The organism is Streptomyces sp. NPDC088766, assembly GCF_044750845.1.
Taxonomy (GTDB): Bacteria; Actinomycetota; Actinomycetes; order Streptomycetales; family Streptomycetaceae; genus Streptomyces.
Genome location: NZ_JBIVKQ010000049.1, coordinates 1 through 16,551, shown reverse-complemented (window position 1 = coordinate 16,551; position 16,551 = coordinate 1). Strand labels below are relative to the sequence as shown.

Annotated in this window: 19 protein-coding genes and 1 pseudogene; 9 read left to right on the top strand and 11 right to left on the bottom strand. The window is 68.0% G+C overall.

What is annotated here, in order from left to right; translation table 11 throughout:
• The first annotated feature begins 171 nt into the window (after positions 1–171).
• Both ACIP5W_RS35430 and ACIP5W_RS35425 read left to right on the top strand, forming a co-directional pair.
• On the top strand, positions 172–456 hold the full coding sequence (locus ACIP5W_RS35430; protein ID WP_401482149.1) for a hypothetical protein: 285 nt from the start codon (positions 172–174) through the stop codon (positions 454–456).
• The gene (locus ACIP5W_RS35425) at positions 456–1,709 is read left to right on the top strand and encodes a hypothetical protein (protein WP_401482147.1); all 1,254 of its coding nucleotides are present in this window, start codon (positions 456–458) and stop codon (positions 1,707–1,709) included. The genes ACIP5W_RS35430 and ACIP5W_RS35425 overlap by 1 nt, the downstream gene beginning before the upstream one ends.
• A gap of 56 nt (positions 1,710–1,765) precedes the next feature.
• Here the strand turns inward: ACIP5W_RS35425 and ACIP5W_RS35420 are convergent, their stop codons facing one another.
• The 3 genes from ACIP5W_RS35420 to ACIP5W_RS35410 form a co-directional block, all read right to left on the bottom strand.
• The gene (locus ACIP5W_RS35420) at positions 1,766–2,632 is read right to left on the bottom strand and encodes an RNA ligase family protein (protein ID WP_401482146.1); all 867 of its coding nucleotides are present in this window, start codon (positions 2,630–2,632) and stop codon (positions 1,766–1,768) included.
• A gap of 239 nt (positions 2,633–2,871) precedes the next feature.
• On the bottom strand, positions 2,872–3,063 hold the full coding sequence (locus ACIP5W_RS35415; protein WP_401482144.1) for a hypothetical protein: 192 nt from the start codon (positions 3,061–3,063) through the stop codon (positions 2,872–2,874).
• A gap of 88 nt (positions 3,064–3,151) precedes the next feature.
• Positions 3,152–3,448, bottom strand: coding sequence for a hypothetical protein (locus tag ACIP5W_RS35410; protein ID WP_401482143.1), 297 nt, complete (start codon positions 3,446–3,448; stop codon positions 3,152–3,154).
• Between the two features lie 185 nt (positions 3,449–3,633).
• Between ACIP5W_RS35410 and ACIP5W_RS35405 the strand changes: the two genes are divergently transcribed.
• Positions 3,634–4,683, top strand: a complete 1,050-nt coding sequence (locus ACIP5W_RS35405; protein WP_401482141.1) for a YaaC family protein — start codon at positions 3,634–3,636, stop codon at positions 4,681–4,683.
• A 118-nt stretch (positions 4,684–4,801) separates the two neighbouring features.
• Here the strand turns inward: ACIP5W_RS35405 and ACIP5W_RS35400 are convergent, their stop codons facing one another.
• Positions 4,802–4,984 carry a hypothetical protein gene (locus ACIP5W_RS35400; protein WP_401482139.1) on the bottom strand — a complete coding sequence of 61 codons (183 nt, stop codon included), beginning with the start codon at positions 4,982–4,984 and terminating at the stop codon, positions 4,802–4,804.
• A gap of 409 nt (positions 4,985–5,393) precedes the next feature.
• Here ACIP5W_RS35400 and ACIP5W_RS35395 point away from each other — a divergent pair, with 409 nt between their 5' ends.
• Positions 5,394–5,894 (top strand): hypothetical protein, encoded by a 501-nt coding sequence (locus ACIP5W_RS35395; RefSeq protein WP_401482137.1) that lies wholly within the window; start codon positions 5,394–5,396, stop codon positions 5,892–5,894.
• Positions 5,895–5,981: 87 nt separating this feature from the next.
• Here ACIP5W_RS35395 and ACIP5W_RS35390 read toward each other — a convergent pair whose 3' ends face one another.
• Positions 5,982–6,272: a hypothetical protein gene (locus ACIP5W_RS35390; protein ID WP_401482136.1), complete on the bottom strand. Its 291-nt coding sequence runs from the start codon at positions 6,270–6,272 to the stop codon at positions 5,982–5,984.
• Between the two features lie 423 nt (positions 6,273–6,695).
• Between ACIP5W_RS35390 and ACIP5W_RS35385 the strand changes: the two genes are divergently transcribed.
• Positions 6,696–7,964 (top strand): IS30 family transposase, encoded by a 1,269-nt coding sequence (locus tag ACIP5W_RS35385; RefSeq protein ID WP_401482134.1) that lies wholly within the window; start codon positions 6,696–6,698, stop codon positions 7,962–7,964.
• Positions 7,965–7,992: 28 nt separating this feature from the next.
• On the opposite strand, the gene ACIP5W_RS35380 is transcribed toward ACIP5W_RS35385, so the two are convergent.
• On the bottom strand, positions 7,993–8,547 hold the full coding sequence (locus tag ACIP5W_RS35380; protein WP_401482132.1) for a hypothetical protein: 555 nt from the start codon (positions 8,545–8,547) through the stop codon (positions 7,993–7,995).
• 206 nt (positions 8,548–8,753) lie between these two features.
• Positions 8,754–9,188 (bottom strand): hypothetical protein, encoded by a 435-nt coding sequence (locus tag ACIP5W_RS35375; RefSeq protein WP_401482130.1) that lies wholly within the window; start codon positions 9,186–9,188, stop codon positions 8,754–8,756.
• Positions 9,189–9,564: 376 nt separating this feature from the next.
• On the opposite strand from ACIP5W_RS35375, the gene ACIP5W_RS35370 reads away from it, so the two are divergent.
• From ACIP5W_RS35370 to ACIP5W_RS35360, 3 genes are all read left to right on the top strand, one after another.
• Complete coding sequence (locus ACIP5W_RS35370; RefSeq protein WP_401482128.1) at positions 9,565–10,194, top strand: helix-turn-helix domain-containing protein; 630 nt, start codon at positions 9,565–9,567, stop codon at positions 10,192–10,194.
• 141 nt (positions 10,195–10,335) lie between these two features.
• Positions 10,336–10,797, top strand: a complete 462-nt coding sequence (locus tag ACIP5W_RS35365; RefSeq protein WP_401482127.1) for a hypothetical protein — start codon at positions 10,336–10,338, stop codon at positions 10,795–10,797.
• A 389-nt stretch (positions 10,798–11,186) separates the two neighbouring features.
• Positions 11,187–11,873 (top strand): hypothetical protein, encoded by a 687-nt coding sequence (locus ACIP5W_RS35360; protein ID WP_401482125.1) that lies wholly within the window; start codon positions 11,187–11,189, stop codon positions 11,871–11,873.
• Here ACIP5W_RS35360 and ACIP5W_RS35355 read toward each other — a convergent pair.
• The 3 genes and pseudogenes from ACIP5W_RS35355 to ACIP5W_RS35345 all read right to left on the bottom strand — a co-directional run bounded on the left by ACIP5W_RS35355 (position 11,771) and on the right by ACIP5W_RS35345 (position 14,900).
• The gene (locus ACIP5W_RS35355) at positions 11,771–12,445 is read right to left on the bottom strand and encodes a hypothetical protein (protein ID WP_401482154.1); all 675 of its coding nucleotides are present in this window, start codon (positions 12,443–12,445) and stop codon (positions 11,771–11,773) included. The two genes, ACIP5W_RS35360 and ACIP5W_RS35355, sit on opposite strands and share 103 nt — an antisense overlap.
• 458 nt (positions 12,446–12,903) lie before the next feature.
• Positions 12,904–13,401, bottom strand: a pseudogene (gene lexA / locus ACIP5W_RS35350) (transcriptional repressor LexA); the annotation flags it as partial.
• Positions 13,402–14,714: 1,313 nt separating this feature from the next.
• Complete coding sequence (locus tag ACIP5W_RS35345) at positions 14,715–14,900, bottom strand: helix-turn-helix domain-containing protein (RefSeq protein WP_401482153.1); 186 nt, start codon at positions 14,898–14,900, stop codon at positions 14,715–14,717.
• Between the two features lie 213 nt (positions 14,901–15,113).
• Between ACIP5W_RS35345 and ACIP5W_RS35340 the strand changes: the two genes are divergently transcribed.
• Positions 15,114–15,943, top strand: a protein-coding gene (locus ACIP5W_RS35340; RefSeq protein ID WP_401482151.1) for an IS5 family transposase whose coding sequence is annotated in 2 segments (ribosomal slippage) — positions 15,114–15,437 and positions 15,440–15,943 — 828 coding nt in all. Because the reading frame shifts where the segments join, the coding sequence is not laid out codon by codon here.
• A gap of 14 nt (positions 15,944–15,957) precedes the next feature.
• On the opposite strand, the gene ACIP5W_RS35335 is transcribed toward ACIP5W_RS35340, so the two are convergent.
• On the bottom strand, positions 15,958–16,413 hold the full coding sequence (locus ACIP5W_RS35335; RefSeq protein WP_401482123.1) for a hypothetical protein: 456 nt from the start codon (positions 16,411–16,413) through the stop codon (positions 15,958–15,960).
• Positions 16,414–16,551 lie beyond the last annotated feature (138 nt).

Sequence of the window (16,551 nt, the reverse complement as noted above, 5' to 3'; positions counted from 1 at the left end):
GGCCGGACGAACTCCCACTCGGCATCCGACAGTTCATGGCGACGTATCACCCCACCATGATCCACCACTCAAGATCATTTGAAGACACCGCCTAGCCCAGGTGCGTTCCTATACACCCTCATCCGCGACGGAGAAGCCGGCCGCCACGAGCGCATCGCGGAGGACTACGCGATGCTCGAAACCGCTGGAACGATCGAAGTCGTAGGCGACGGCCGCAATGCCCGGATGCGCCTGCTGCAGGCCGAGGTCGCGGAGCAAGCGCTCGCGATCCTCGACGCGCGCGGGAACACCGCTGGCGGAGAGAACACGACTTTTGCCGGGATCGGCGAGCAACGCTCGTACAACCACCTGGAACGTGAGCGCGCCCAGGTGGCCACCGCAGTCGTATTGGACGACGCCGACTCGCGGCGGTTCATGTCAGCACTGCGCGACACGACGGCCCGGAGGAACTTCTAGTGGCGGCCGCCCAGACGAACCGCACTCGTCCCGAGGACCCAGGCGCGGACCTGGAGCGGCGGGTGGGACGCCTCGAGTTCGCTGAGGGCGCCCTAGCTCGCCTGCGGGTCCCGTTGCGGGTAGCCGCCGACCGGGGGCGCGAAATCCTGACCGACCTTGACGTGCTCGCGGTCGACATCGATGGTCGGCTGCGGACGAGCCTGTCGGTTTTGGAATGCAAGACCACCAAGGGACAGGCTGGCGAGCCGGATCGGCTGTTGTGGCTCTCCGGGCTGCAGCGCCTGACTGGCACCCAACGAGCCGTCCTCGTTCGCCAAACCATTACCCGCCGGGGCCGGGCCATCGCCCAGGCGCTGGATCTGCAGATTATGGACATGCAGACCCTCGCCTCCAGGGAGGAGGGCCACGCCTGGGTACCCGAACGATTCGCCCATATCCAGGGCATGGGCTGTGAACAGGCGGAACGTCGCACTGACACCCAGCTCAAGGGACTCAGACATATCCCCGGTGGACTGGCGGCGTTTCTGCGTGCCGATAGCCTGCTGGCCGACTCGCCCGAATGCCTTAACGCGCTGGTCGCGCTGAACTCCGCTACACGCCAGGGCGTTGTCCCGAATCCGACCTCACAGGTCCTGGCCGGCCACGCCCTGATCGCGCTGCTGCTGGCCGCAATCCGCGACGCCTCCCGCCTGGATGTCGTCCCCGCCAGCGACCTGAAGGAACGGGCCGCCCGCGCGGTCACCCTCGGAGATCCCGACAACAGCCAGATCCTGGCAATTCTCAGCCAGGCAGACGAACTCGTCCAACACCAAGTCCGGCGCATCCACGACAGCTACACCAGGGGCGGCGCCACCCGGCAGGACATTGCCGTCGCCAGCCTCAAATCCATTGTTGCCGAACCACCCGAGTGGCTTGACCGCTACATCGACCTGGTCACCAAGCTGCGAGCCAACCCCGCGATTGCGCGGGACCTCGTCCAGACCGCCGAACTGGCTTGCTTCGACGCACGCTGCGGCGACCACGCCTACACCGAGGCCGCCTTCGACCATCTGTTCACCCCTGAACACAGGTATCTCTTGGTGACGGCCATCAAGGTGCTGCGCGACATCGTCGGCGACCAGCTCGCCGACGCAATAGGGGAATTCGACGACCTGGACTTCCGCCGGGCCGCGCCGACCATCCCCGACCGGTCTGCCGTGCAAGCTGAGTCCGCCACCCCCAAGCTCGCGCACGAGGCACGCCCCGCCGAATAGCGTCGTACCGGCAAAAGTTGCTTGCCCGGCCGCGCTGGATGGCACCGTGCCATCGGTCAGCGCAGCCGGACCACGGTGACGACCGCGTGCCGGGTCGTGCCCGCCACGACCTCCACCATCACGTCCCCGGCGGCGGGGGTGTAGGAGTCGCCGGCCTTCGTGAACGCCCGCCCGGCCTGGGGGACCAGACGCGGGCTGACGACCGAGGCGAGTGCCGTGGTCAGCCGCTGCGACAGCGCCACCCGGTCGTCGGGCAGCCGCACGGCGAGGGCCTTCGGGTGCCGGGCCGTGCCAGTGAAGCCGACCACGGTGGCGTCGACGGTGTCCGCGTGCCTCACCTTGGCCCACACACGGCCAGCCTTGTAGGCCGACCGGAGCGGCTTGGCCACGATCCCCTCAACACGGGTGCCTTCGAGCGTCTCGAACCAGAGCAGGGCCTCCTCGAGGTCCGTGGTCGACCAAACCGGCATGATCGGCGGACCGACGTCGGCGAGCACGTCCAGGAGGACCTGGCGGCGCTCCACGTACGGACGCGGCCGAAGGTCGGGGAAGCCCGCCGCAGGATGGGCCAGGATGTCGAACGCCACGTACGTCGCCGGGTGCTGGTCGGCGAGCTCCCTCGCGCGCCGGGGGCGAGACAGCGCGCGCGACTGCGCCGCAGCGAAGCTGATGTGCACACTGCCGTCGTCGGCCGCGAGGTACACAACGGCCTCACCGTCCAGGACCACGCCGGGCGGCAAGTTCATAGCGGCCACGGCCAGGTCCATCCAGGGCGCGGTGACATCGCGGCCGGTCCGCGACTGCAGCCGGACTCCGTCCTCGGTCCGCCACAGCACGGTCCGGTGGCCGTCGACCTTGATTTCGTACGCCCACGACGGGCCTGTCGGCAGCTGCGTCACAGGCCGCGCGAGGGCGACGTCCACGGGCCACTCCGCACCATCAGCCTGCGCCTTCGGCACACCGGCCGCCTGCTGGCGCACTCCCGCACAGCTGGCAGGCGGCCCGGGCGGCACAGCTGCTGCGGTACAGCCGTCCCGCCGCACGGCGCGAGCCCGGCCGCGCTACGCGACCGGGCCCTGAAGTGGTCTTCGGTGTTCTCGACTTTCTGCTGAGCGTCCCGCCGAACCGCCCGGCTGTCATCACCCACACGGGTGGAGCCTGCTTACACCGCAGCGGCCTCCTTCTCCTGCTGCCTGGCCTTCACCAGGGCAGCGAGCGGAGACCGCCGGCCCTTTCCGATGTTGCGTAACTGCTCCCAGTCGACCTCGGGGTGCGCGCCGGGCAGCGCGTCGACGGACGCCGTGGTGAACAGCGGGACCATCACCGCCCCGGCCCGCGACGTGCCGAAACGCACCTCCCGTCGTTCCGCTGGCCGTACCCACAACAAGTCACGCATGTAGTCGAAGTCGACCCTCCTCACGCCCAGCCGGGCAGCGGCCTGGTCAGGCCCCAGCGGCGCTTCGTCGGCAAGCCGCTGCGCCAGGCCCTCGATCCTGCAGACCGCCGCCACCTGGTCGGGCGATCCGGTCCGCGGCCGCCGCGGCGGAGATCGGCTCGTGGGGGAGCGAGGCCTGGATCGCGTCCGCGTCCATCGCCTCCACGGCGGCCCGCGACCACTGCCAGGAGGACACGTCCGGGGCTGGGACGAGGCCGGTGTGCTGCGCCCACCGGAAGGCGGCGACGGGGACGCGCAGGCGCTTCGCCGCCTGGGCGTCGTCGTACTCGGTCAGTCGTGCCATGGGGATCTTCCTCTCTCGTGGTCCGCCCGAAGCGGGCGAACAAGACCGTGACAGAGCACCTGAAAAACTGTCAAGAGCTAAAAAAACAAGGCAAGTTGGACTCATGCGACTAGATACGCGCACGCGTACACGAGGGAAAAATTCACCCTGCGGCGTCAACCCGACAGCGGGTAGCGTCCCGAGTCATGCACATCGATCTCGACGCCGCCCAGGCGTGGGAGCGGCTGCGGGCCAGCCGCTGGAATCCACCGGGCAGAGCCGACACCGGCTCCCGCCGGAAGACCTACGCGGCCGCCCTCGAACAGGCGGAGCAGACGTTCCAGGCCGCCGCCACGGTAGGAACCGCGACGCGCCCCATGCAGGTCTTCTACGGCCTCAGTCAGGCCGGTCGCGCCATCGCGGCCGCCGCAGTGACCCTCAAGGGCGAGGACTGGAACCTCGACTCCCACGCGATCAAGGCCACCGGGTTCCACCTGCCCTTCCCCGACATCGAGATCCGCACCGACCCGCCCGGCACCAAGGGCAGCTTCGTAAAGGTCAGCGAAGTTCTTGACTCCCCGGTGTGGGAGAAGGACCCGGTGCGCCTCGAGGACATGTGGGACCTGCTGCCCCCCAACCTCCGCTACCCGCTCACCACCAGGGACCGGCTCACCCCGCTGTACACGGACGAGGTCGGCGTCGGCACACATGACCACTCCCTGTTGAGCGTCCCCGTGTGCAACATCCCCGACCGGGTCATCGACGCTGGCACCCGCGAGGCGCTGGCCGACTTCCTCGCCTCGTACCCCGCCGTCGCCCAGCACGAGAGCTATGTGACCACCCGTGCTCTCAGCCTCGGCTCGGAGGCGCCTCCGGAGTACAGCCGCTACGACCATGGCGGGGGCGAAATGACGATCAACTGGCAGATGCCCCAGGGGGCGGGGACCGGATTCGACGGACTGGCGACCGGAGCCGAGCGGCTGGCCCACCTGCGGGCCATGACCCGCAGCTACAGAGGAGACCGGTACTTCCTGCCCGTCCTCCCGCCGATGAAGCGGGAACTGCACCCGCTGATGGCCTGGTGGGCGGTCCTGTACGCGCTGTCCATGCTCTCCCGCTATCAACCCGCGGCCTGGGGCACGCTCATCAACGTCGACAACAGCAAGTACGCGGTCCCGATCGAACGGCTCCTGGAAGTCGGCATCAACCACCTGCCCGTCCTGATCGCGGACGCCATCACTGAGGTGAGCACTTGATTCCTGACGCGTCCCCGCCCCCGCCCCCGCCAACTTCGCACAGGAGCCGCTCGACTTCGGCTGACCCGATGACAGTGGGGCCGGACAGGCTCACCCTGCCCGGCCCCACTGTCCGCTGTCAGCGCGACTGGATCCAGAGGCCGCCGTACGCGACGACGGCACCGCCGACCGCGGTTGCGGCCCCTCGGATCAGATGCAGGCCGGCCTCGTTGCGGAGCCGCCGGGCGCGCTTGGCCCACCGGGTCCTCGATGGGAGGGGTTCCGGGTCCGGGCTGTTGCCCGTACGCTCGGGCTTGGACATGAGCTTCTCCTTCGTCGGGGATGTTCGGTCTTCTGCAGACGGCTCCCTGCCCACCAGGGGGCCGTCGCCGTTTCCGGCGACAGCCGTGCCGTTGTCCACCCATTGAGATTTTCGGGGTCTCGCGGGGTGGAACGAAGGCCAAGAAAAGCACCTCGAAACCGGCTCTGACCAGCGGAAACAGTGGGTTGTCAAAAGAAGTTCATCCATGTTGAAGGGGCACCAATACGAGCTACTGCGGGTCTCTGTGACCTCAACACGGGGCATCACGTGTCTACTTGGGGTGTCATGCTCCGCCAATATGGGTTTTTACAGGTCGAAGGAAGCCTGGGCGTGCGAGAGTTGGTGGATGCCTCAGATGATGCGCATGCCCGGTCGTGACGAGTTGCCTCCGGGAACCAGGCGAGCGTTCGTGGCAGAGCTGTTCTTCCACTACACCGAAGCTGGCCGTCCTACGCTCGCCCGCGTCGCGGCAACGACCCGGTCCATGACCGATGCCTTTCCCGTCAGCCGGGAGACGATCCGCCGACTTTTGCGTGGTGAGTCGGTTGCCAGATGGGAGCGGGTTGACGCGGTCCTGCGCGCCCTGTGCGAGATGGGCAATCAGGATCCGGACCGGAGGCGATGGCAGGAGTCCGGCGACTGGAACGGTGACGGTGATCCGACCACCTGCCGGCAGCACCTGCGCCAGCTCCTCTACGACGACATCGACGAGGTCCAGCCCGAATCCCCCACCCCGCCAGCGGTTCCGGCAGCGCGGCCATCTGGCGGGTGGGGCGGTACTGCACCTGCATCGACCGGGGGCTGGGGGAGTGCTCCCTCGCAGCCGAAGCAGGATGACCCGTGGGCGACTGGGGCCCCTCCCCAACCCTCGCAGCAGACAGGTGGCTATTCGGACGAACCGCCGTTCTGACCGCTCTCTTCGGTTGCCGCATGCCCGGCCTGGCCGGCCTCTGCTGCCCGGAGTTGGCGTGCGGCCCGCTCCGGGCAGCAGAGGCAGTCACTTGCCGAGCATGCGACGTACGGCGTCGGCCGGGTCGATGCCCAGCGCATAGGCGCCGACGATCACGCCCACGACGCTTGCTGTGATGGCACCAGCCTTCTTGGCGAAGCCCTTGACGAACTCCTTGATGGACAGCTTCACCAGCTTCCAGGCGATAGCCCTGGTGCGGGCGGTGATGATGCGCAGACGACGGGCGAGGCGCTGCGACCGGTTCGGGCCGGCGGGTACGGCGGCTTGGTGGTCGGGGCAGGGCTGCGCGGGCAGCTCGGGATCGATGTCCCGGGGCATAACAGGGCTCCTCTGGACGGGGAGAACGGGGATCGCGGACACCTGCGTGGTGTCGTCCGCGTGGGAGTGCGCCGCGCGGTCGGCGGTCCTGCTGCTCTCTGCCTGAGAGCGTCCCTGCGGGGCTTCGGCCCGAGCCCAGGGTGGCGTATTCAGCGTAGCGGCGATCGGCGCGGGTGTTGCCCTGGGCGTCTGGCGGGTGGTCATCGGTACTGCCTCCGGCAAGAGTTCGGATGAGGAAGCGGGACAGTGGCAGGTCTCAAGTGCTTGCGTCTTGTCCTCCCAGGCGCGGCTTCCTCACCCCGTAGAGCTGGAAGTCGGGCCCCGGACAGCAGCGGCCGGGAAGAAAGATTCCGCGGCACGACGAAGGCCCGGACGCTGCTTGAGTTCTAGTGGTCGTCGCGACACCCCAGCTCAGGGGATGCGATGGACTTCGAGGTCCGGGCGGATCGACGGCCACAAGGGCCGAAGAAGTTGAGCCGCGAGCGGGAGACATACCTTCTGCTCGTGGATCAAGGAACTTCTCATCTGGACGCCTGCCGGATCGTTGGCATCAACGACCGGACAGGCAGGCGATGGCGTAACGGCCGGCAGGCGTCCGGGAAGAACAAGGCGGCACCGCCCCTCGTGGGAACGGGGCCGTGGCGCTACACCGAGGACCTGGACCCGGCGGCCGCCCAGGAGCCCGACGACGCTCCTTCGCGCTACCTGCGCGAGGCGGACCGGATCCACATCGCCGACCGCCTCCGGGAGAAGGCATCCGTCCGCACGATCGCTGCCGAGCTGGGACGCAGTCCGTCCACGATCAGCCGGGAGATCCGCCGCAACCGCACGGTCCTGCCCAGCGGCCAGTGGTACTACCGACCGCATGCGGCCCATCGGCGAGCGGTCCGGCGTCGGCCTCGGCCGAAGGTCGGCAAGATCGGCCAGAACCCGGAGCTCCGGGACTTCGTCCAGCTTCACCTGACCCTGCGCTGGAGTCCCGAGCAGATCTGCCACGCTCTGCGCAGGCGCTTCCCCGACCGGCCGGAGATGCACGTGGTTCACGAGACGATCTACCAGGCGCTCTACGTCCAGGGCCGCGGTGAACTGAGGCGGGAACTGACCCGCGCCCTGCGTACGGGACGCGCCGTGCGCCGGCCTCATCGCCACTCGGCACGCCGCAGGAAGCGGTTCCCCCACCCGATGGTGATGATCAGCGAGCGGCCCGCTGAGGCCGCTGACCGAGCTGTCCCGGGCCACTGGGAGGGCGACCTCATCATCGGCAGCAGTTCCCGTTCCGCCATCGCCACCCTGGTCGAACGCAGCACTCGCTACCTGATGCTGGTGCACCTTCCCAACGGCCACGGAGCCGCCGCCGTCCGCCAGGCCCTGGTCGACACGGTCCAGACTCTTCCGCCTCACCTGAAACGGTCCCTGACCTGGGACCAGGGCGCCGAGATGGCCGCCCATCACGCCTTCAGCGTCGCCACGGACATGCCGGTCTATTTCTGTGACCCCGGCAGCCCCTGGCAGCGAGGCTCGAACGAGAAAACGAACGGCCTTTTGCGGCAGTACTTCCCCAAGGGCAGCAGCTTGTCCGGGCACACTCGCGACCACCTCGACACCGTCGCGGCCGAACTCAACAGCCGCCCCCGCAAGGCGCTCGGCTGGGAGACCCCAGCCGAGCGCCTGCACAAACTACTCGCCGCCTGATCAGACCCATCGCGTATAGCGGCGAGGGCTAAAAACCGTGCTCCCTGCCCCTGCGCGGCTTACGTGGCGCCTTCCCCCAGGGTCCGGCAGGCCGTTCCTGCCGAACCCTTGCCACGAATTCGGCACGGGTCGAAACGGCCCGTGGCTTCGGTCGCAGGAGCGACTCCGCGTCCCACGGCTCGACATCCGTCCACCCGAACCGGAGGACGATCTCGTCGAAGACCGGTGCGAAGTCTGCACCGACCAGGTCCGGCATCTGGTGGCGAAGCCCGCGAACCCGGGCAACGAAGTTTGCGGGCAACGGCACGTGATACACCTCCAGGTAGTGCGCAAAGTCCGCGCGCCATACCCACATGCCATCGGTTACCAGCGACGAGCAGCCGGACGTGTGCCGGTGGACCTCTCCCGTGACGACATCGACCCCTGCCTCCATGAAGTACGTGAGGTGATGGCCTACGTCGAGATACTCCACGATTTCCGCTTCATCCGGCTTGCCGGACGCTTGCACCTGAGCCCTCAGCGGCCCCGCAGCCAACTCGCTCGAATAACCGAAGTCATCGAATAAGCCGAGCAGCCTCAGCACGCGCACCCCCGTCAGCCTCTGCGATCTGAGCAATAATCGAGGCGAGCATACGCAGACTCGGGGGCCGCCAGTACGGCCCATGCGTGACCGCAGCCGCCCGGCCGCGTGATCACGACCGAGCGACTGCTTAACTCTCTGTGCCACACGTCAGAGATCACGTGTTGCAACGACCACTGGAATCCGCCGTCGGCTGGGCCCTTCGTCGTTTAGGCGGGGTCGGGATGTGAGTAGGTGATGCCGACGTCTCCGGCGGAGGTCGCGGCGAGGGCCACAACCTTCCATACCGCGGCGGGAACACCAGCCCGGGGGCCGCTCCAAGTGTCGTTGAGAAGATCGACGGTCAACCCCACGGACTTGCGGTCCGGCCCCTCGGCCGAGAACTTGACTTTGTCCGCTGTCCACGGCTTCCCGGGGACAGAGACAAACTCCACCAGGGCGTGGTGCACCGCGAAGTCCTTGCCGTCCCGGGTGAGGGTGAGGCTGCCCGGCCGAAGGTCGATACCGACGTGGACCTGGGTGTCTTCGTGCATGAAGTCGGGTTCGCCGGTGGCGCTCAGCTCCACGCTGCTCTCCAAGTGGGTGAGGTGGGTGTTCAGCTGCTCAGCATGGCAGCTGAACACCCCTGGGGAGAGGGTGTCCATAAACCGATCGATTCTTGGACAGCCCTCATGACGTGCGCCAGACCTGCATCGACGTCTTGTGCGTCTGCCTCCAGCTCCCCTTCACCCCCGACCCGGACGCCCACGCACCATCGGACAACAGCCCCTGAAAGAGGACTGGAGACGCCGCTACCCCCTCTCAGCAGTCACGGGAGCGGTGGCGCGGAAGCAGCCTTCGAGCATCCCAGGTGTGTGCGGGACGGCACGCCGGAATGGTTTCGCCCGGCACAGCGGTCCGGGGAACATGGTCCCGGACGTTGAGGGCCGCGCCGTTGTGGGGGGACGCGACCGGTACACACCATCGGGGGATGTCATGGACACAGCCGTACGTACACGAACGGCGGACAAAGGACGCGGAGTGCTGGAGGGGGCGTTCGCGCTGCTGGAAGCCCTGCGGCAGCACGGCGACGAGGCAGGGGTGACCGAACTGGCGGTAGCTTGCGGAGTGCCCAAGAGCACGGCTCACCGACTGCTGGAGCAGTTGGTGGCCCTGGGGGCCGTGGAGCGCCGTGGCGCGCGCTACCGGCTGGGCGCACAGCTCTACCGGCTCGGCCAGGCATGGCAGCCGCACCCGGGACTGCGCATGGCGGGACGCCTGCCGCTGCACCGGCTGAGAGCCGCCACCGGAGGCAGTGCGGTGCTGGCGGTGATGCACGAGGAACGGGCTCTGACGGTCTGCTCGGTGCCCGGCCGGACGGAGCCACTCGTACCGGTCCGCAACGGCGAGGCGTTCTCGCTGGACACGGCGCTGGGCAAAGCGCTGCGAGGCTCGGTGCGCAGCGGCGCTGTCCTGGACCGGGAGGATGTGGTGGCCGGGGTCTGCTGCGCCGCGCTGCCGGTGCGGCTCGCGGCGGGGGCCGTGGTGGGGGCGGTGGCCGTGATGGTCGAGACCGGCCAGCGGCTGGAAGTGATGGCGGACCGGGTCGCCGAAGCAGCCGCCGCCGTCACCCGTGCACTGAGCCGGTCCGGGATCGAGGTACGTCCGTGAGGGCGTCCGGCCGCGTTCCGCTCAGTGGGACGCGCGTAGATGCGAGGCGGTGACGGCGGGCAGGGTAGATGCGTGCCGGGGGACGGCACGGGCCTCGCAGGACAAAGCGGGGCCACCACACCGTTCAAGGGGGAACCAACCATGCGTGGAATCGCTCGAGTGGCCACGGCCGCTCTGCTCTCGCTGGGCAGCGTCGCCGGATTCGCCGCGGCGGCCCAGGCCGAGCCGATCGACTACGTCCGCATCGAACTGCTGGAACTGACCTGTCACCAGCAGAGCGAGGGCGATCACGACGAGGCCTACCTGAAGATCACCGACGCCAACGGAAACGCCGTCAAGGTATGGCCGGGGAGCCTCAAGTACCAGACGATGGGCCCGGGTTACGTCCGGTCGATGACCGATGGCAACGGCAACGCGGCCCTCGTCCTCGGCAAGCAGCAGGCGCGCACCATGACGCTGTGGGACTACGACACGACGAGCGGCGACGACAAGCTGGGTGCGACGCTGGTGACGGGCAGTGAGGCGGGCGCCGAGATCCAGTACCGCTCGCTCGAGGGGTCCGATGGCGTCTACACCATCGCCTACCGCGTCATCGACATCTGACGGTCCCGGCGCCCTCGCGTCGACGGCCTGCCGGGCGGGTACTCCCCACCCGCCCGGCGCCGGACGCGCGCCCCATCGGCGCGCGGGACGTCCCGTCCGGTCCGCGGCGCAGGTCGCGCGGTCGCAGGTGCGGCTCTCGAAGCCGCCCGGCGGATTCGCACGAGCCTCAGGACATGCTGCCCCGGCACACCGTCCCCGGAGCCGTGCAACGGACTGGACCTGCCGCAATCGGTCTCGGCCCGCTATACCGCGACCCGGTACGAGACGTCCGGCCGCCCCTCCCTCACCACTTCGACAGCGGCCTGCGGCCTGTCGCCGACACCTCCCAGGGCCTGCTTGCCCTGCGGACCACCGGCGACATGGGAGGAGGCGGCGCCAGCGTACGGGCGGTGACCGACCTCGTGCTTCTCAACACCCGGACCGGCACCGTCACCGAAACCCTCGCCACCGACGCCAGCGTGATCGCCGCCGCCGGCGACCACGTGATCTGGCGCGACGACAGCTGTGGCAAAGGCACCTGCACCCACGTCTACGACCTCAACCAGCGCAAGAACACCGCCGCTCCCTCCTGCAAGGGCAGGGACCTGGTGGGCACGGGCACACTCGACCCCAGCGGCCGCTGGTACCTCAGCGCTCTGCTCACCCACCGCCTGGCGATCCTCGACCTGGACGGCAACACCTGCCACGAACTCGACAAACTTCCTGCAGTCAGCTCGAGCGACCTCGATCAAACCTTCGGGATCACCTGGGCGGGCCCCCATGTGCTGCTGCTCGATCAACGCTCCGGAGCGCTCACTGCCGTCGACGCCCCCCCGCCACAAGACCGACAAGCGCGCCGAACCGCTCCCGGTCGTCAACCAAGCCCAGATCTGGAGCGCCTCCGCCGAGTGAGAACGGCCCACCGAAAACCCGTCGCGCAGCCCGTCGCAGACACATCGAATCGCGACAGCGGGCAACAACGCGCGGAGGACGTTCAGTACTCGCCTTCCATGCCCTTCTTCAGCTTCGAAACCTCGGGCCCGCTGTCCTTTGCGGGCACCGTCCACTGGAAGGCCACGGCGGTGCCGTCGGTGTAGACGAGGGTGCCGGCGCGCTGCGCCTCACTGATGTCGAAGGCGATGGTCCGCCACTTCCACGCACCGGCGGGGATGGTGCCGCCTCCGGTGAAACCTTGCGGGGTGATGCTGCTGGCTTCCCCGTCCCCTGCGCTGAGGGCCTGCCCGTCAGGGGCGATCCATTGCCAGCCGCCGCCCTCAATCGGCGCCGATTCCGCAGCTGCTGCCCCAGGCGCACGGTCTTTCACCGTGATGATCGCGTACAGGCCGTTGACGGCCGTCATCCCCATCGCCCCCTTCTGGTAGACGATGGTCGTCGGCGTCACTTCCAGCGGCTCGCCTCCCGCAGTGCCGTCCGCTGGGCTCTGCGCTCCGATTGTCTGGGCCGGCTTCCCCCAGGCGAGCGTCTCCGCGCCGTCGGTCCCCTCGGCACCCGTACCGCTCCCGTCGCCACCTGTACCGGCGCTCTCGGAGCAGTTCGCCATCCAGTCGGCTTGGCTGAGCGTCTGGCTGGTGCAGTCAACGCTCTCGGCCGCAGACGGCACAGCTGACTTCGACGAGTCGGCGCTGCTGTCGCCACAGCCGGTGAGCATGGCGAGGAGTAAGGCAGCTGTAGCGGTAGTGGCGCGGATACGCATGGGTCCCCCAAGAATCGAACTTGGCCACACGGTACCCACCTGCATGCAGTGTGTGAGCATGAGTCACCGAGCCGTGACAGAACAACACCCCGCCCCTGCTCCGGCAGATGGCAGGGCGCTTCGCCGTGCTCAGATGCCGACGGAGTTCCCGTCCTCATCCACACCCAAGTATGCCTAACCATCAGCTCCCGCCTCGATGACCCCGTTCCACGGAACACCTCCTCGTCGGCGGGGAGGACATGGAATGTGCCCGCCTCGAACGAAGCATCCCCGCGTCGGCGGGGAGAACTTCGCCCGCCGCTTGCAGAGCACGTAAGAGGGTGTCCTCCCCGCCGACGTGGGGCAGGGATCCCGGGGCCCCGCCCGGGGGTGGTCGGGGAGGTTCGTCCGCTGTCGGGGATCGGCTTGTAGGCGTCGCAGATCGCGGCCTCGATCATCGAGTCGCCGATGATCTTGAGGACGAACAGCTCGCCGTCGCCGACGAGCTGCCGGGGCAGCGGGAAGACGTCCTCCACCGACTCCTCGGCGAGGATCGGGCCGCCGGCGGCGATCCGGCCGACCAGCGGGACGTAGGACGCGGCGGGCTTGCCGGCGGTGTCCGTGGGCTGCACCGCCGTGGCCTGGTCGGACCCGCGCACCTCGTACGCGCGCGGGCGGTGCGGGTCACGGCGCAGGAAGCCCTTGCGCTCCAGTGCCATCAGCTGGTGTGCGACCGACGAGGTGCTGGACAGGCCGACCGCCTGGCCGATCTCCCGCATCGACGGCGGGTATCCGCGCCGCTGCACGGAATCCCGGATGACCTCGATCACCCGCCGCTGACGGTCGGTGAGCCCCGAGCTGTCCGCCCGGATGCCTGGAGGTCGGCCCGGCAGTGAGCGCTTGTGCCCCTCCGGGTTCACGGGTTCGTTCATCGCGTGCACCGGCTCGAGTCGGCCCTGGGAGCGGTCCTGGGCAGTGATGGTGGCACTGTCTGCGGTGGTGGCCGCGCCGGCCCCTCTCGGTTGTCTCCCCGCTGGACAACGGTAGTTGCTTCCGAAAGGTCGTGCCAAACACACGTTCGAGTGAAAAAGTGTGGATAGCCTGACTCGATCATGTGACGGGGCGTGCGGCTGACGCGCTGCTCAGCGGGTGCGAAGGGCGCCTGCCGGGCTCTTCGCCGTCGAAGCCGTCACCTTGTGAAATGTGGCCCCAGCCTGCCATTCGCCCCCTCGGTGGACCGGGAACCAAGCGCGACTCCGCGCGAGAGCCCCGCTTTCCCCCTGGCATCCCCAGACTGCCTGGTCCAGCCGGTGAGAGTCTCATCGCTTCTTCCTCCGGCGCTCGCGGCAGTCCTGGGATGGCCAGGCGGCACGGCTCCATGCTTCTGCGTACGGAGGGCGGTGTGCGGAAGGTTCCGTGTACTGAATGTGACCGTCGCTACGCTCCTTGTGAGGACCGTCGATGCGACACGCGACACGGACTGGGTGAATGAGGCAGGCCCTACATCTAGTGGTTGGATGCATTCAGCAGCCCACAAGTTGTGTTCCCCCGGGCCGTCGTATCCGGGGAAGGACCTTATGCTTGGGGCCAGTTCCTTCCGGAGGTCTCGCCTCAGTTGTTCGCCTCGGTCTGAGGCGAAGCTCCCGAGTCTGACTTGGGAGTCCCTGCTGGGACCGAAGGGAGGGATGAACGGATGACCGAGGAGGGATCTTCTGGTGATCGCTGTACCCAGTGCGGCCGCGGTCTGCCGAAGCGACAGGCATGGGTCGACTGGGCGCCTGTGATCGCCAAGGTTGTCTGGGGACTGCTGCAGTACCTCTGGTTCTGACCAGGGGAGGGTATGGCCGGATGGTGGGCGCTCACGCAGTGAGCCCGACCGCGTGATAGACGGCCGGGCTCGTGACTGCGGCACCTCGGGGGCCCGATTGCTGGGGTAGGAGCCAGCGTCGGGCCTTCGGGGTCTCCCAGTCCTTTTAACAGGTCTGTGAGGATCCCTTCGGGTCCGGGGTGGTCCCCTGGTGTCTCTTGCATCGTAGGACATCTCCATGGCTTAGCAATGCACCGCGGTATGCCGCTGTGTCTGGACGAGACCCTGGCTGCTGTGGGAAGGCCGGCGCCCGGCTGTGTTCGTATGGGGTGCGGACCTCGGTGACGGTGCGCTGCCCAGCTGCGCTGACCGCCGCCGTGCTTATTCGTCAACTGTGCGGTGATGCCGCATCGGCAGTCGTCGGCCCGCTGGGGCTCCTCAAGCCAGGCTTCCGAGGAGCCGCGCTCGCGGCGGTGACATGTCACCCAGGCCGGCGATCCGGTGCTCGACGAACCGCTTTCGCCAGCGGCCCACCGCATGCGGTGTCGAGTCGAGCCGAGCGGCCACGTCCTTGTTGGAGGCTCCGTCAGCGCAGGCCAGGATGATCCAGCACCGCAGGGCCAACGCCTGCGGCGTGGAACGGCACCGGACCCATCCCTCCAGCGCAGCCCGTTCCTCGTCCGACAGGATCAACTCGGCCTTCAGCCGCCCGGTACGCGCCGCCCCGCAACCCTACACATCTGAATGAAATTCCTGACTCGTAAGCCTAGAGCGTGTCTCTTTGATGGGCTGGTCAGTTGATCGGATGTGTCTGTCCGATTGGTGATCACCGATGCGATGTGGGACCGGATCGAACCGTTCATGCCGGACGATCCGGCCCGTGGGCGACGGTGGGCTGACCACCGCCGAACCCTTGAGGCCATTGCGTGGAAGTACCGCACCTGCTCGCCCTGGCGGGACCTGCCCAGCGAGCTCGGGTCTTTTCAGACCGCTCACAAGCGCTTGATCAGGTGGGCCGTGGACGGCACGTGGGAACGCATCTTCGCGGCACTACTTGCTGCGGCGGATGAGGGTGACGATGTGGACTGGACAGTCTCTGTGGACTCCACTGTCTGCCGGGCTCACCAACATTCGGCCGGAGCCAGGAAAAGGGGGCGCCCGGCCGGTCGGAGCCGGAGGATCACGCGCTCGGACGTTCCCGTGGCGGGCTGAGCACGAAGGTCCACTTGGCCAGTGACAGCCGGGCCCGTCCTCTGGGTATCCACGTCACCGCCGGTCAGGCTGGTGACGCGCCGGCCTTCGAGGCGGTCATGGCCAGGATTCGGATCCCGCGCAGCGGACCCGGAAGGCCAAGAACCCGCCCGACAACCGTCCTGGCGGATCGCGCCTACTCATCCCGCGCGATCCGGGGACTCCTTCGTCGCCGAGGCATCCGGGCTGTCATCCCGCAGCCCGCAGACCAGATCGGTCACCGCCTGCGGCGAGGCCGTGCCGGAGGCCGCCCACCCAGCTTCGACGCCGAGAAATACAAGGAGCGCAATGCCGTCGAGCGGTGCATCGCCCGCCTCAAGCAGTGGCGCGCCCTGGCCCTGCGGACGGACAAACTCGCCATCGCCTACCAGGCCGCACTCCACGTCGCGTCCATCCTTCTCTGGGCGCGGCAGTGACATAACTGCGGAAGCTACATGCCCAAACTCGAGACGAAACCCGAGAAAGTAGGCGCTACGACCCGCCACTCGCACAGAAGGGGATCCGTCCAGAAGTCACTGCCGACGATGCGGGGATCTGAGGGGTCAGTCCGGTAGTCGAGAGCCAAGGCTCCATCATCACCGGGATTGCGAGTGGTGGCGATCAGCACTGCTTGGTCAACGTCAAGCCAAGGAAGTTCGAGCGGGGCGACGCTCCTGCTTCCGCGTGCCTGGCGAAAGAAGTCGGAGTGCGGATCATCGGCGAACATGTCCATCGATTGGGACGCGTACGCCATCTGCTCGGGGTTCGACACGAAGCCAAGTGGGTCCTTGAACCACGGAATGGCCTTCGCCAGCACCGCATCGCCCGGATGACGCCAGAGGCCGCGATCGATGAGCGACGTCAGCAGGGCGGGCAGAGCAAGTCCACGGACTATCGAAGGCTCCATGACGCACAGCTTCGCACGGCGGACAGCACCAAGGAGACACGCTCTAGGCGGTGTCTTCAAATGATCTTGAGTGGTGGATCATGGTGGGGTGATACGTCGCCATGAACTGTCGGATGCCGAGTGGGAGTTCGTCCGGCC

What these genes read in the sequence shown, in the direction of transcription:
- ACIP5W_RS35430 (WP_401482149.1), top strand. Translation starts at nt 172, where the DNA reads ATGCTCGAAACCGCTGGAACGATCGAAGTCGTAGGCGACGGCCGCAAT.
- ACIP5W_RS35410 (WP_401482143.1), bottom strand. Translation starts at nt 3,448, where the DNA reads ATGGCACGACTGACCGAGTACGACGACGCCCAGGCGGCGAAGCGCCTG.
- ACIP5W_RS35405 (WP_401482141.1), top strand. Translation starts at nt 3,634, where the DNA reads ATGCACATCGATCTCGACGCCGCCCAGGCGTGGGAGCGGCTGCGGGCC.
- ACIP5W_RS35400 (WP_401482139.1), bottom strand. Translation starts at nt 4,984, where the DNA reads ATGTCCAAGCCCGAGCGTACGGGCAACAGCCCGGACCCGGAACCCCTC.
- ACIP5W_RS35390 (WP_401482136.1), bottom strand. Translation starts at nt 6,272, where the DNA reads ATGCCCCGGGACATCGATCCCGAGCTGCCCGCGCAGCCCTGCCCCGAC.
- ACIP5W_RS35385 (WP_401482134.1), top strand. Translation starts at nt 6,696, where the DNA reads ATGGACTTCGAGGTCCGGGCGGATCGACGGCCACAAGGGCCGAAGAAG.
- ACIP5W_RS35375 (WP_401482130.1), bottom strand. Translation starts at nt 9,188, where the DNA reads ATGGACACCCTCTCCCCAGGGGTGTTCAGCTGCCATGCTGAGCAGCTG.
- ACIP5W_RS35365 (WP_401482127.1), top strand. Translation starts at nt 10,336, where the DNA reads ATGCGTGGAATCGCTCGAGTGGCCACGGCCGCTCTGCTCTCGCTGGGC.
- ACIP5W_RS35355 (WP_401482154.1), bottom strand. Translation starts at nt 12,445, where the DNA reads ATGCTCACCGGCTGTGGCGACAGCAGCGCCGACTCGTCGAAGTCAGCT.
- ACIP5W_RS35335 (WP_401482123.1), bottom strand. Translation starts at nt 16,413, where the DNA reads ATGGAGCCTTCGATAGTCCGTGGACTTGCTCTGCCCGCCCTGCTGACG.